Below are 13,790 nucleotides of genomic sequence, written 5' to 3' on the forward strand. Positions count from 1 at the left end.
TTCAATTGGTGATTTCCTTGAAAATCACCCTAACACTACTGTGCTATTTTTATGCACCATAACGCGGTCTTCAAGGTGGGCTCTCAGCCCTTTAGCTAATACTGTTTTTTCCACATCCCTTCCTAGCCGAACCAGATCCTCTACCGTATGCGAATGACTCACGCGCTGAATCCCTTGCTCGATGATTGGCCCTTCATCAAGTTGCTGAGTCACATAGTGACAGGTAGCACCAATCAGCTTGACTCCTCGCTGATGCGCCTGATGATAGGGCTTCGCCCCGATGAAAGAAGGCAGAAAGCTATGATGAATATTTATTATTTGATGCTGGTATTTCTCACAAAGTGCTGGCGGTACAATTTGCATATAACGCGCTAAAACGATAGTGTCGGCATCATAGTTCTCGACCAGACGCTCGACCTCGGTAAACCCCGCTTGTTTATGGTCTTTATCGATTGGGACGCAATGATAATCGTACCCATAAAATTCAGTGACTCCTCGCATGTCCTCATGATTAGAGATGACACATGCGATTTCACAATTAAATTCCTTATAGCGCATTCGATCGAATAAGTCCGTCAAGCAATGAGATCCTTTACTAACCATAACCACCACACGCTTAGGTGCTTGACTATCGACCACTTTCCAGTTCATCGATAGCTGCTCAGCAATGACTGAAAATTTATCACGCAGATCCTCAATACCAAACTCTAGAGAATTGGCGTTCACCACAATCCTGGAGAAAAAACGACGGCTATCGCTGTCCGAATGATGCACGGCATCGGATATCCAGCCTCCATGCTGTGAAATAAAGTCGCCAACTCGGGTAACAATTCCAACTTGATCAGGGCAATCAAATACAATTCGATAAGTGGGGTTCATAGGCTTATGTGCAATATGCTAAAAAAGGTTGATTCCAGATGAACGTTAATAATTGGTTATGTGAAACGCAGCAACTAAGTCTTGGTCCGCCCCATAAGGCGTTGGTGAACCAAATTTAACAGTGTTTGATTTTCGCTGGCCTTCTTAATCACGCCTCTATACGACAAAAGCTCCATCGGTCTTAAGGCGTGTTCTTTTGCAATACTGACCAAGTACTTAGCGTGCTCAAAGAAAATTCTATACGCTTGCCAAACGGAATATTTAGGATCAAACATATGCGTTGGAAGCGATGCTATTCCATTAACTTCGATGACAATGAACTCACCCCGTTTAAAGGCATCTTCGCTTTCGAATTTCAGGTCGGCTCGTCCGTAATTAAACCCGGGTTGTGAGGCAAAAAAATCCACTATTTTCTGCTGTAAAGCCGGAGTCAGTAAATCCATGTCGTCGGTAAACCGGCACCCCAGAGTATGAGACCCTATAAACGATAATCGTTTCTCCTCGCCCTTGGGTAACACCAGAGACGTATCAACCGATTGTAAAAATGAATACCAATGATCGGTAAATCGCTCATGAGCACGAGCCAACGTAAGCACATCATCGACTCCATTGCCGATCACAGAAGGAAAGTGCTTTCGATTAATACCGGTAATCTTAGGCTTTCCATTTCGTCGGATAAAAAACACGCCGCACTCAAACGGGTTAAGTGTGAATTTCTGCAGGATGTAACTTCCCAGCAGCAGCGGAGCCTTGACTTCGATGTCGCTCTCGTTGCTTAATTTACATATACCCTTTCCCACACACCCCACATCAGATTTTAAGATAACTGGGAACCCATGTGACTTTGTGAAAGCAGAAATTTGCGCTTTCTTTTCATCAATACTCAGATCAGCGCCGATTAGCTCTGTCGGCAAAAAATAGGATTGATCAAAAGCCAATTGACTCTCATATTTGGAGCCAATACCAATTTCACCATGATTTAACGCATAGTTCGCCTTTGCAAGAGTACGAATACTTACCCCGTTTAATAAGCACTGAAGTCCTAAGTAAATATAAAAAGGGGCTTCAAATACTCTGGGGTGCCAAAACTCATATTTTTTTATCAAGGCTAAAAACTCGGTTTGCTATGAACAGGTAACTCAACCCGAATTGTATTTGGCATCGCGGCTTTCCGCCACTCATTATGAACGTTCCCGCGAAATCACAATAAATACTATCTAAACTGATCATCTAAACAGGCTTGTGAAGAAAAATTGGGGGCAGCAACAGATTCGACCACATAAGATCGATTAAATAAGCTCTGAAGATAAGCCAAAACAATCCAACAATACCCCATAAACCAATTCTGGACTCAGATCGTAAAAGCCGATAGATATTTTCTTAGCATTGAGGTCTCTCGTAATTTTTCCATCTCAATATTCACTTCATTGTGATCGGCCATTATTTCAATCAGGCTTCTCAGCGAAATGTTTTCAAAGTTAACGGACATAAGCTCATCATTTTCAGGAATATCGTTTGCCAACACATCTCTAGTTGATATGAAACCCTATTCTCTGAATTCACCGTGCCTAATGAAAAAGGCGCATTGAGAGAGGTGAAAAATACGGGTAAAACTACTGACTCTGCCGATCGCTCAGAGCACTGCGCTCTAATAACGGAAAAATCCGATCAAAATCGAATCCAAACACGCTGTTGGCTATTCCCACCTCGTTAAGGGCTTCTACTGTTTTTTCACCAGCCACACCGTCTATGACCCCGAGTTGATAGCCAGCGATGGACAATAGGCGCTGAACGCCCGCCACCTTAGTTCGAAACAAGTTCGCATATCGCCGCTCCGGGTGGTAGATATCTACCTTTTGCGTATTATTCCAGTTTTTACGCAAGGCATTAAATTTAGCTACTTCAGTGCCCTCACGACACTCACCAGCAACTTCTACCTTAAAGTCCGACCCACCAACACACAATGAATGCTGCTCTCCCCAGGCAAACGAATCCGTAGGCATGGTCGACTTTTCATCAGATTGAGCGTGCACAAAATAGCGTCCGTCATTCATCTTTAGGTCTATCGGGATTTGGCAATAGCCAGGATACAAACGCCACCACCCTTCTGTGGCAACGACTCCAGAAGGCACGTCATAGCCTACCGCGACCAACAATACCAAATCCGTGTGATTGCACACCTTCAATTTTGCAATGGCAGTCGATGGTAGAACTACCAACAGAGCAACAAGAAGCCCAATTCTTACCGCGTTTTTGAACCGTAAAAACAACTCGCTGTGCCTCAAATTACTGAGGCACAATTTTAGCAAATTTGCGCTTACCCACCTGCAGTACAAATGGCTCACCCTCTTCAATTAGGGCGCGAGGATCGTTGACTTTCTCTCCATTAATTTTAACCGCACCTTGCTTCACCATTCTCATTCCTTCAGAAGAGCTCGAACATAGACCTGCCTCCTTGGTCAACAATCCAATCTGCATCCCATCTCCTAGGCTAATTTCGACATCCAAGATATCGTCTGGGATAGCGTTCTTTTGAAAACGCTGAATGAAATCTTGTTTAGCATCAATGGCGTCTTCAGCACTGTGGAATCGAGTGATTATTTCTTCGCATAAAAGAAACTTAATATCTCGAGGGTTCGCTCCAGCCTCTATGTCTTTAGCAAACCCATCGACCTCAGCAGCGGTTCGAAAGCTTAATAACTCGAAGTATCGCCACATAAGATCATCTGAAACCGACATCAGTTTACCAAACATGTCATTAGGTCGATCGGTAATACCAATGTAATTGCCTAACGACTTAGACATTTTTTGGACCCCATCTAACCCTTCCAAGATTGGCACTGTCAAAATAGCCTGCTGGGACTTCCCGTAAGATTTTTGCAGCTCTCGCCCCACCAATAGATTAAATTTTTGATCGGTACCACCGAGCTCTATATCAGACTCCAAGGCAACGGAATCATATCCCTGTACCAACGGATACAAAAATTCATGAATGGCGATAGGCTGTTGAGCGGAGTATCTTTTATTGAAATCATCACGCTCCAACATTCGAGCCACCGTATGTTTAGCAGCAAGTCGAATCATGTCGGCGGACGTCATTTTGCTCATCCACTCTGAATTAAAACGTACGGTGGTCAAATCCGGGTCAAGAATTTTGAAAACTTGCTCTTTATAGGTAATGGCGTTTTTCTTTATTTCCGACTCGGTAAGCGGGGGTCTTGTAGCGCTTTTCCCTGTGGGATCCCCGATAAGCCCAGTAAAATCACCAATCAAAAATGTGACGTTGTGACCCAAAGTTTGAAACTGACGCAACTTATTTATTAGAACAGTATGTCCCAGATGCAGATCAGGCGCCGTCGGGTCAAAACCAGCTTTCACTTCAAGCGGCTTCCCGGTCGATAACTTCGCTTCTAACTCGTGTTGCGGAATGATCTCATCAGCTCCGCGAAGCAACTGCTGCATAACTTCCGAGGTAGAATGATTGAGTTTATCTTTACTTAATTGCTTATCTGTCACTGTAAAATCTCTGGCACGAGGAATCTAATCCTCGAGTATTAATGCATGTCAGTTTGACCGCGAATAATAAAGTTTTTTACCTAGAAATGTAAACCGCCGCCACCAGTCTATAGAGCATAAGTGAGGATCGATGGCAATAAAGACGCATTTCTTGATGAATAAGCATTACTTTTGCCAAGTTTCGATTGCCAAACCTCGGCTACAATTGCAAAATTGAGTTAAATCACAATTAAGAGTGCACAGACGCTCGGCTATCCAATCTAACCACCTATGGCAAGTTATCGAAAAGCGTTATCAATGACAGATAGCGAGGCTACCTCTCATTTGAATCAAGTCTCAAAAAAATTACCAAACAACAGTGGCCAACTACGCAAACGGCATTGGTTTCTTGGCAGCCTCGTGATTGTTTTTGGAAGCTGGATAACTCACACAACCACCGCAACAATCGCCGTAGATCAGTATCCCAAACAACCTGGCGCTGAAGTGGCACCATCAGTATCCACCGACCCAGCCTTCAGTTCTACCTCAAGTGCCAAGAATAATAAGGACGGGAGCAGCAACTTTAACGAAGTGAGCGCCGTTAAACATATTGTTAAAAAGCCGCAATTGGTTAGTAAACCTCACAAGATACGTAAAGGCGAATCGCTAGGTATTATATTTAAACGCGAAAAACTAGACAGTGCGATACCTCACCACATTTCACAACACCCAATTGCTCAACAACTCACCTCTATCAGAGTAGGAAAAACAATTGACTTTTTATTCGATGAAACCAATTCATTAAAAGAAATAAGGTATCCAACAAGCTCATTAGAAGAGCTGGTCGTTGAGATTGATGGTGTCGAGGTTTCCAACGCTGTTGTTAAATCAATCCCATACCAAACTGTCGAAAAAGCGGTTTCCGCTGAAATTAGCTCATCTCTTTACCTAGCCGCGCAAAATAAAGGGCTGAGCAACAATTTGATTATGGAAATGGTCAAGATCTTTGGCTGGGACATAGACTTTGTCCAGGATATACGAGCTGGTGATAGTTTTCACATCGTATTCACTGAGCATCAGAAAGACGGTGAGAAGCTGAGCGACGGCCATATTTTAGCGGCCGAATTTACAACTCAAGGTCATTCATACAGCGCCATACGTTTCGAAGACTCGAATGGCGACGCGAGCTACTACAACCAGGACGGCGAAAGCATGCTGGGCACATTTTTACGTTCCCCTGTCGAGTTTAGTCGAATATCTTCTCGCTTTGGCAAACGCAAACACCCAATTTCTAAAAAATGGAAGGCTCACAAGGGAGTTGATTACGCGGCTTCTCGAGGAACACCAATTAGAGCAACGGCGGATGGAAAAGTCACTCTAGCTGGTCGCAAAGGTGGGTACGGAAAAACCGTTGTATTAAGGCACGCTGGAAGATTCAGCACTCTTTATGCCCACATGAACGGATTCGCAAAAGGAATACGAAGTGGTGTTAGAGTCAAACAAGGGCAGACCATTGGCTATGTCGGGAGCACCGGAATGTCTACGGGCCCCCACCTACATTACGAATTTAGAGTCGATGGTGTACACAGAAACTCACTAACTTATAAGACACCGAAGGCGTCATCTATTAGCAAAGCAGAAAGGGCCAACTTCGATAAAGTTGCGTTAACGTTATCAAAACAACTGTCCTCTATCAAAAGAGAATACTTAATAGCGAAAACGGCCATTACTGAAACCAAGAAGATATAGGTCGTAAAATACAGCAGGAAAATTATGAGCAATAAACTCATTATTGGGATGATGTCGGGCACAAGCGCTGATGGGATCGATGCAGCTTTAGTTAGATTTGACTCCGTCTCGTCACTCGAGGTTATTGCCACCGCATTCACGCCGTTTAGTAATGCCCTGAGAGCACAAATCAATGAAACAGCGCTAAGCAAAGTGATAGAAAGCTGCGAAGAGTCTGACCTTCATGAATCATTAGCCCATGATTACGCAACGGCGGCCAAAAATCTTGCACATAAAGCAGGGATTGATTTGGCTGATGTGAATGCTATCGCTAACCACGGCCAAACAGTTCGGCACGAACCAAATGCCAACCCAGGCTATAGCCTTCAGCTTGGCAACCCTCAAACTATCGCAGATTTGTGCGGCACTCTCACCATCGGCCAGTTTAGACAAGCTGATTTAAAGGCCGGCGGACAAGGAGCCCCTCTGATGCCAGCCTTTCATTCCACGGTGTTCGGTGGAGAGGATCGTTATCTATTAAATATCGGAGGAATCGCCAATATCACACACCTTGGCGAAACAGTCATTGGCTTCGACTCAGGACCAGGGAACACGCTGCTTGATCAATGGATATACAAAACCAAAGGCAAAGCTTACGATAAAAATGGTGAGTGGGCCGCATCAGGAACCGTTATTCCAGAGCTATTAGAACGCTTGATTGCCGACCCTTACTTCGGCGCGGGATTCCCGAAAAGTACTGGGCCTGATTTTTTCAACCTTGCCTGGTTGGGTGATGTTCAATCCTACCAACCTCAAGATGTACAGGCCACGCTACTCGCATTGACCGTACTGAGTATTGCTGGTGAAATAAAACAGCTAGGGAACTTGCCTGGGGAGATTTATGTGTGTGGCGGGGGTGCCCACAACACTTTAATGATGAACAATCTCAAGGAGGCACTGCCAAGTCACGTCATACACACCACTGACAGCTTAGGGATACCGGCCGATTGGGTAGAAGCTGTTGGCTTTGCTTGGTTAGGTTATTGTAGATTAAACAGCATTGACAGCAACCTACCAAGCGTCACTGGGGCGCGAGCATCGGTAGTCTTAGGTGAAGTATCATTCCCAACAGAAAGCTGACCGTTTAACAGCGTGAGAGAAATAACCAGAATAAGACAAAGCAACCCCGAACTAAAAAAAAGATGGTTCACTAACGCCAACTTGGACTTTTTTATTTGGACTAAACGCTCTAGCAATCAACTCCATAGCTTCCACTTAGCGTACGATAAAGACAAAACTGAACAAATCGCCGTTTGGAATAAAACCGAGGGGCTATCATTTCATACAGTGGATGACGGTCATTGGCCAGGCAAACACCCCGGCACACCGATATTAATTACAAACAATGATAACGGTACAACCAAGCTACTCTCTTTATTACAGTCAGAATTAACCAGCATTGATAGTGAGCTTACATCACAATTAACGACTATTTTGACGACAGAGGTCGAAAAAACAATAAGCGACCTCTGACGGCTCGCGGAACACCCCGCCCAATGAGAACACAGGGACAGGGCTTGCTGAATTCCCTACGCTGAAAAAGACGACCCACAACCGCACGTCGTCGACGCATTAGGGTTGTTGATGATAAACCTTGCACCATCAATATCGTCTTTATAGTCAATCTTGGCACCGATCAAATATTGAAAACTCATCGGATCAACAAGCAAGCGTACGCCATCACGGTCGACAGCGGTATCATCGTTTTGCTGGTCTTCATCAAATGTGAATCCATACTGAAATCCGGAACACCCCCCGCCCTGCACATAAACACGCAATTTAAGCTCGTCGTTTTCCTCTTCAGAAATTAACTCTGCAACCTTTGAGGCTGCGGCTGTCGTAAAATCCAAAGGACTTGCTGGTTCGATTTCAATCATACTTCACCTTCTCAACTTAAATTGCCTATCTTAATAAAACGCTTGATACGCTCTAATATAATGGCTTAAACCTGGGTCTCAAGCTTTTTCTTTTCAGCCACCGGCTTAGGTGACGTTCCTGCATCATACACAGGTGCTCCCGAATCTGATACCAAACTGCCATTCAATACGGCTCCCAATTCCATTTCAACAGCCTTATAATGAATGTCGCCTTGTATCTTCGCATTAGCCTGAAGCTCTACGTGCCCTTTAGACGAAATATTACCATTAACAGTTCCATTGACGACCACATGAGGAACATTAATGTCGCCTTCAATGATGCCGGATTCACTCAACACCAACGTGCCATTATTACTATCCTGTGCCGACACATGACCCTTAATATGACCATCTACACGGAGCCCTCCGGTAAACTCTAAATCGCCTTGCAATACAGAACCAGACCCAATTAGGGTATCAATTGTCTCAACGGGTTTACTGATTTTTTCTTTATTTCGTTTCATTGTTAACTCTTTATGGCTTTTATCTATCTTATCGGTTGATAAATCAACATCTGAATTGGGTTTCTTAGGTTTACTCTTACCAAACATTATTGCGTTACTCCTTGTGTTGCTTTACTTGCAGCTACATTAAACCACCGCTCTAGTTTTTCTCCGTCTTGTAAAACAAGCTCTACTTTGATTTTTGCGTTATCCGTCAACGTTGTTTTATTGATTTTTCCCGATACCTGCTGAAAGTATTGGTAGCTAACGCTGCGAGGACTACTGCTCGGCCAGCGCCCAGTTGGTTGGTCATTTTCATACAAAGTAACCACTAAATTTCCGCGCACTTGATGTTTGTGCTTAATCGCCTGCACTAGCGTGATATCGAAGCTTAACTGACCCTCAGCGTAAACATGTTCAGAGCCTTGAATGGCAGGCCCACTCTGCCCATCCTCAGGTGAAATGATGCTACGATAGAAATCCAACCTCGACCCCAACACCGCATTTTTTTGTTCAGAGTTCGCGTAAGCTTTATTGATCTGCTTATAGGCCTCTTCTTGAATTTGCTGTTGTCTTTGGGCAAAGATCAACCCTTCTCTGGCCTTTTCTAGATCTGTTTTCGCCTGAGCCAACTCCCCATTAAGCTGATCGATTTTAACTTGATCAACAGCCAAGCGACTGTGTCCACTGGCCACTCCTTGATTAAACGCGAAATACAAGCCTGCAAAAATCAAGAAGAAACCTCCAACCACCAGCGACATCAAGACCGTGGTAGACATTTTAGGCCTGATACTCAGATCATTAGTGGACTTTCTTATCATTTTAATTAGCCGCCATGGTTAGGGCATTACTGGAGCATTCATCAATGCCAAGCTTTCGTCCAAGCCAAACATTAAGTTCATATTCTGAACCGCCTGACCGGCAGCGCCTTTCGTGAGATTATCGATTACCGAAAGGACCACTAATTTGCCTGACCCCGCAGCCTTGTGCAAGGCTAAACGACACATGTTGGATGTTTTCACAGATCGAGTATCTGGGTGCGACCCTAATGGCAAAACATCCACAAAGGGTTCTTCTCTATAAGCATCCTCAAACAAACTCTGAACTGATTCTAACGGCAGACTATTGTCAACCAAGTTCGAATATAAGGTGGCATGAATCCCTCTTAGCAAAGGAGTCAAATGAGGCACAAAGGTCAACCCTACCTGAGCACTTCCTAACTCGGAGAGTGTTTGAGTAATTTCTGGATGATGTCGATGCCCATTGACGCCGTAGGCCTTAAAACTGTCAGCCACCTCACTGTAGAGACTCGCGACGCTGGCTCCACGCCCGGCACCGGTCACGCCTGACTTAGTGTCGGCCACTAGGTCATGCGACTCTACTAAACCATTCTTGATCAGAGGCATAAATCCTAACGTCGTTGCAGTCGGATAGCATCCAGGGTTCGCAACAATCCTCGCTGTTCGTATTTGCTCTCGATTTAATTCCGGCAATCCATACACCGCATCCTTGATCAACTCAGGAGCCGCATGAGTCATCCCATACCATTGCTCCCATAACCCTACGTCTTTGATACGAAAATCAGCAGCCAAATCAATCAGCTTCACGCCCAACTCCATTAAAGCCCTGGCTTGAGTCATTGCGATGCCATTTGGGGTCGCACTGAACACGACGTCACAACCATTGAAATCACTCTCGTCTGGCTCGCAAAACGCTAAATCAGTAAATCCTCGCATGCTGGGGAATAAGTCATCAACTCGACGGCCAGCTTCAGAACGGGACGTAATCAAGGCCAGCTCCGCATCAGGGTGATTCACCAACAGGCGCAAAAGCTCCACACCGGTATAACCGGTTCCACCAATAATGCCAACTCTTATAGATTTCATTTACTGCATTGATTAAATAAATCGATACTCGATTTTAAAGCCTGATTCAAATTCAAGCCAGCTTTATACCGCGCTAAATGACTGATTTACCCGATTTACCCAAAAACCCAACTGACACTCGCATAAAAAAAGCCGACCTCAGAGGTCGGCTTTTTAGCTTCACGCAAAAACAGCGCGTAAAACCTTGCACAGCATTTGGGTTGCTGTTTAACGCTTAGAGAACTGTGGCTTACGACGTGCGCCTTTAAGACCAACTTTCTTACGCTCAACTTCACGAGCATCACGAGTAACAAAACCAGCAGCACGCAAAGTGGGGCGCAATTCTTCATTGTACGCCAAAAGTGCACGAGTGATACCATGACGAATCGCGCCAGCTTGACCACTACCGCCACCGCCTTGTACGTTAACGTTGATATCAAAGTTTTCCAACATATCCAACAAAACCAAGGGTTGACGAACAACCATACGAGCTGTTTCGCGACCAAAATACTCGTCCAGAGGACGTTGATTTACAGTGATAGCGCCAGCACCAGATTGCAGACGAACTCGAGCTGTTGACGACTTACGACGGCCAGTACCTAGATATACTTCAGACATTTAAATTCTCCCTTAGATCTCTAGCACTTTAGGTTCTTGAGCTTGATGTTTGTGCTCAGGACCCGCATAGATGTGTAGTTTTTTGAACATAGCGCGCCCTAGAGGGTTTTTAGGCAACATGCCTCGCACTGCATTTTCAATGATTCGCTCTGGTGCGTGTTCACGCAATTTACGAACATTAATATCTTTGATACCACCCGGAAAACCAGTGTGGCGGTAATAAATTTTACCTTCTTCTTTGTTACCAGTTACCGCAATTTTCTCGGCATTGATAACTACGATATGATCGCCTGTGTCTACGTGAGGCGTATACTCGGGCTTATGTTTGCCACGCAAGCGAAGGGCGATCTCAGTCGCCACACGGCCAAGCACTTTATCTGCGGCATCAATTACATACCACTCGCGCTTCACCTCTGCTGGCTTTGCAGAAAATGTTTTCATGGTTAAAAACCTACTATTCTATATATTATTCAATTACTGCCAGAGCTCAAAAACCAATGGCCAGTACCTTTATCCCTGTCATAGGGACCCTAAAAAGCAGAGCTTATAAGGACGCGCGATAATAACCATGCAGCGAATGCTTAGCAAGCGCTATTTCGCGTTATCACTAAATTTCAGGCAAAAAAAAGGCGCGGACAAAAGTTCCGCGCCCAAACCACCAAAGGAGGATGGAGGAGATGTGCAAGCCAGCTACTGGAGCTGACCCTAAAAAACAATTCAATTGAAGAAGATGGTATCCCGTTCAATTTCGATGAGCCTATTATCTACCCTACAACCAGGCTTGTCAAAAATTCAAACCTCAACACAACACAACCAAACAAATCATAACCCACTGATAAAAAACAATTATTATTCACGATAATTTATGTTATAACTATATTTCATGTTAATTTTTGATAACATGAACGACATTTAACACTTATTGTCATTTTCTGGCAGATTGAAGTACAGCTCGACATGAAACCAGTATAATTGCTATCAAAACCCGAACGTAGTTAGCCTGAGATGCAAAAAGTACGACACAATTCAAAGCTAGACCAGCTGATCAGCAGCTTAGACAACGGCTTAAGAAGCTCGTTCCTACGCCCCACAAGTCAGCGCACCTCTCCACGACTAGGATTGGCGGACCCCATAGCCAACCAGCCCGAGACGCAAAAAAGGTCCGCCGCCCTCATGCGAGTAAACCACGTAGGCGAAGTTTGCGCTCAAGCTCTTTACAAAGGTCAAGCACTCACATCTCGCTCCGACGCCGTGCGCGCAAAAATGCAAGAGGCGGCAGAAGAAGAAATTGACCATTTGAATTGGTGTTTTACGAGAATCGAAGAGTTAAACGGCCATACCAGCTATCTAAACCCATTGTGGTTTTTGGGCTCGTTTACACTTGGGATTTCAGCTGGATTGGCAGGTGACAAATGGAGCTTAGGATTCCTCGCCGAGACAGAGAGACAGGTAGTCGAACACCTGAACTCTCACCTTAAGAGGCTCCCCGAAGATGACCTTGCCAGTCGAGCGATTGTCGCTCAAATGGCAATAGATGAAGCAAAACACGCCGACATGGCGGTAGAAAGTGGTGGCGCTGAACTTCCCAGCATCGCAAAAGGGTTAATGAAACTAAGTGCGAAAATAATGACCACGCTTTCAGAGCGAGTTTGATACCACTGAATCACGCAGAGGAAGATGCTAGTACTCGTACTGAGCCCCCTTTCTTGCTTTGTGTGCTGAATACAATGCAGCCGCAAGCAACGCCACAGCACCAGCTTGGTGCAATGCGCCCAGCCAGACAGGCACCCTCAGAACCAACGCTGAAATCCCCAGTGCAATCTGACAAACAACAATAACAAGCAACCATTGTACCCCTGTTTTGAACGTCTGTTTGAGCGCCGTCAAAACACTCCACAGCACCGCTAATACCACCAAAAGTGCGGTGCAACGATGAATGAATTGGATCGCCACTGGATTCTCAAATAAATTTTTCCAAACAGGCTCCATCGCGAGCAAACCCTCAGGCACCCACGAGCCCGCCATTTTCGGAAATGTATTCATTATAAAGCCGGCTTTGGTGCCCGCCACGAAGCCGCCGCTCAACATCATCACGAAAACAATGAAAACCACCAAACCAGTGCTTAAAAGGTATTCGGAAGTCGCTCGCTTGTGCCTTCTCTCTCCTCGTATGAAATCCAAGCTATACCAAAACATACAAGCGAAAATAACAAGAGCCAGCCCTAAATGAGCGGTTAAGCGATATTGACTGACATGAGGCACATCGACCAAGCCGCTCTTTACCATGTACCAGCCCATCACACCTTGAAGGCCTCCCAAAACAAACAAACCAAACAAGCGGCCATACCATTCCCTTGGAACCATTCCCTTGATTACAAAGTAGAGCAGCGGAAAAAAGTAAATCATACCGATTATTCGCCCAAGCACGCGGTGCCCATACTCCCAATAGAATATCTGCTTAAATCCTTCTAAACTCATTCCCGCGTTCACTTTGATGTACTCTGGTGACTGTCGGTACTTTTCGAACACAGCCAACCATTCCGCCTCGTTTAAGGGCGGGATAATACCCACGATAGGGGACCATTCAACCATCGACAGCCCTGATTGAGTGAGGCGAGTCACCCCCCCAACAACCACCATCAAATAAACAACGGCAGCGCAAAATAGGAGCCACCCACCTAATATGAGCGAGTGCTGGTATTCCGAGTTTTGATTCATATTATTCTAGACAATCTAAACAAGATTTGGCGTTTAGTATTTAGGGTACTTAGCGCTTGTGAAAAATG

At 45.0% G+C, this 13,790-nt stretch carries 15 protein-coding genes; 4 read left to right on the forward strand and 11 right to left on the reverse strand.

Annotated features, from left to right (window positions below; genetic code table 11):
* Positions 1–24: 24 nt before the first annotated feature.
* The 4 genes from purU to tyrS form a co-directional block, all read right to left on the reverse strand.
* On the reverse strand, positions 25–879 hold the full coding sequence (purU, locus tag ABWW54_RS14110) for a formyltetrahydrofolate deformylase (protein ID WP_353413058.1): 855 nt from the start codon (positions 877–879) through the stop codon (positions 25–27).
* A gap of 74 nt (positions 880–953) precedes the next feature.
* A complete protein-coding gene (locus tag ABWW54_RS14115) occupies positions 954–1,985 on the reverse strand; it encodes an ATP-grasp domain-containing protein (RefSeq protein ID WP_353413060.1) in 1,032 nt (343 codons plus the stop codon).
* Between the two features lie 507 nt (positions 1,986–2,492).
* The gene (locus tag ABWW54_RS14120; protein WP_353413062.1) at positions 2,493–3,149 is read right to left on the reverse strand and encodes a DUF1036 domain-containing protein; all 657 of its coding nucleotides are present in this window, start codon (positions 3,147–3,149) and stop codon (positions 2,493–2,495) included.
* A gap of 16 nt (positions 3,150–3,165) precedes the next feature.
* Positions 3,166–4,341, reverse strand: coding sequence for a tyrosine--tRNA ligase (gene tyrS, locus ABWW54_RS14125; protein WP_353413483.1), 1,176 nt, complete (start codon positions 4,339–4,341; stop codon positions 3,166–3,168).
* 351 nt (positions 4,342–4,692) lie between these two features.
* On the opposite strand from tyrS, the gene ABWW54_RS14130 reads away from it, so the two are divergent.
* From ABWW54_RS14130 to ABWW54_RS14140, 3 genes are read left to right on the forward strand one after another with little or no spacing between them, the layout of a single operon-like run.
* Positions 4,693–6,123 carry a M23 family metallopeptidase gene (locus ABWW54_RS14130; protein ID WP_353413064.1) on the forward strand — a complete coding sequence of 477 codons (1,431 nt, stop codon included), beginning with the start codon at positions 4,693–4,695 and terminating at the stop codon, positions 6,121–6,123.
* A 24-nt stretch (positions 6,124–6,147) separates the two neighbouring features.
* On the forward strand, positions 6,148–7,242 hold the full coding sequence (locus ABWW54_RS14135) for an anhydro-N-acetylmuramic acid kinase (protein ID WP_353413066.1): 1,095 nt from the start codon (positions 6,148–6,150) through the stop codon (positions 7,240–7,242).
* Positions 7,243–7,254: 12 nt separating this feature from the next.
* The gene (locus tag ABWW54_RS14140) at positions 7,255–7,635 is read left to right on the forward strand and encodes a hypothetical protein (protein WP_353413068.1); all 381 of its coding nucleotides are present in this window, start codon (positions 7,255–7,257) and stop codon (positions 7,633–7,635) included.
* A gap of 56 nt (positions 7,636–7,691) precedes the next feature.
* Here the strand turns inward: ABWW54_RS14140 and erpA are convergent, their stop codons facing one another.
* The 6 genes from erpA to rplM form a co-directional block, all read right to left on the reverse strand.
* Complete coding sequence (gene erpA / locus ABWW54_RS14145) at positions 7,692–8,039, reverse strand: iron-sulfur cluster insertion protein ErpA (protein WP_353413070.1); 348 nt, start codon at positions 8,037–8,039, stop codon at positions 7,692–7,694.
* 65 nt (positions 8,040–8,104) lie between these two features.
* Positions 8,105–8,542, reverse strand: a complete 438-nt coding sequence (locus ABWW54_RS14150; RefSeq protein ID WP_353413072.1) for a bactofilin family protein — start codon at positions 8,540–8,542, stop codon at positions 8,105–8,107.
* Positions 8,543–8,628: 86 nt separating this feature from the next.
* Positions 8,629–9,300, reverse strand: coding sequence for a DUF6776 family protein (locus ABWW54_RS14155; protein WP_353413073.1), 672 nt, complete (start codon positions 9,298–9,300; stop codon positions 8,629–8,631).
* A gap of 60 nt (positions 9,301–9,360) precedes the next feature.
* Positions 9,361–10,407 (reverse strand): N-acetyl-gamma-glutamyl-phosphate reductase, encoded by a 1,047-nt coding sequence (argC, locus tag ABWW54_RS14160; protein WP_353413075.1) that lies wholly within the window; start codon positions 10,405–10,407, stop codon positions 9,361–9,363.
* A gap of 207 nt (positions 10,408–10,614) precedes the next feature.
* Complete coding sequence (gene rpsI / locus ABWW54_RS14165) at positions 10,615–11,004, reverse strand: 30S ribosomal protein S9 (protein ID WP_353413077.1); 390 nt, start codon at positions 11,002–11,004, stop codon at positions 10,615–10,617.
* A 12-nt stretch (positions 11,005–11,016) separates the two neighbouring features.
* On the reverse strand, positions 11,017–11,445 hold the full coding sequence (gene rplM, locus ABWW54_RS14170; RefSeq protein ID WP_353413079.1) for a 50S ribosomal protein L13: 429 nt from the start codon (positions 11,443–11,445) through the stop codon (positions 11,017–11,019).
* 564 nt (positions 11,446–12,009) lie between these two features.
* Here rplM and coq7 point away from each other — a divergent pair.
* Positions 12,010–12,657 (forward strand): 2-polyprenyl-3-methyl-6-methoxy-1,4-benzoquinone monooxygenase, encoded by a 648-nt coding sequence (gene coq7, locus ABWW54_RS14175; protein WP_353413081.1) that lies wholly within the window; start codon positions 12,010–12,012, stop codon positions 12,655–12,657.
* 27 nt (positions 12,658–12,684) lie between these two features.
* Here coq7 and ABWW54_RS14180 read toward each other — a convergent pair whose 3' ends face one another.
* On the reverse strand, positions 12,685–13,722 hold the full coding sequence (locus ABWW54_RS14180) for a COX15/CtaA family protein (RefSeq protein WP_353413083.1): 1,038 nt from the start codon (positions 13,720–13,722) through the stop codon (positions 12,685–12,687).
* Positions 13,723–13,790: the final 68 nt, after the last annotated feature.

Source organism: Arenicella sp. 4NH20-0111 (assembly GCF_040366405.1).
GTDB lineage: Bacteria > Pseudomonadota > Gammaproteobacteria > Arenicellales > Arenicellaceae > Arenicella.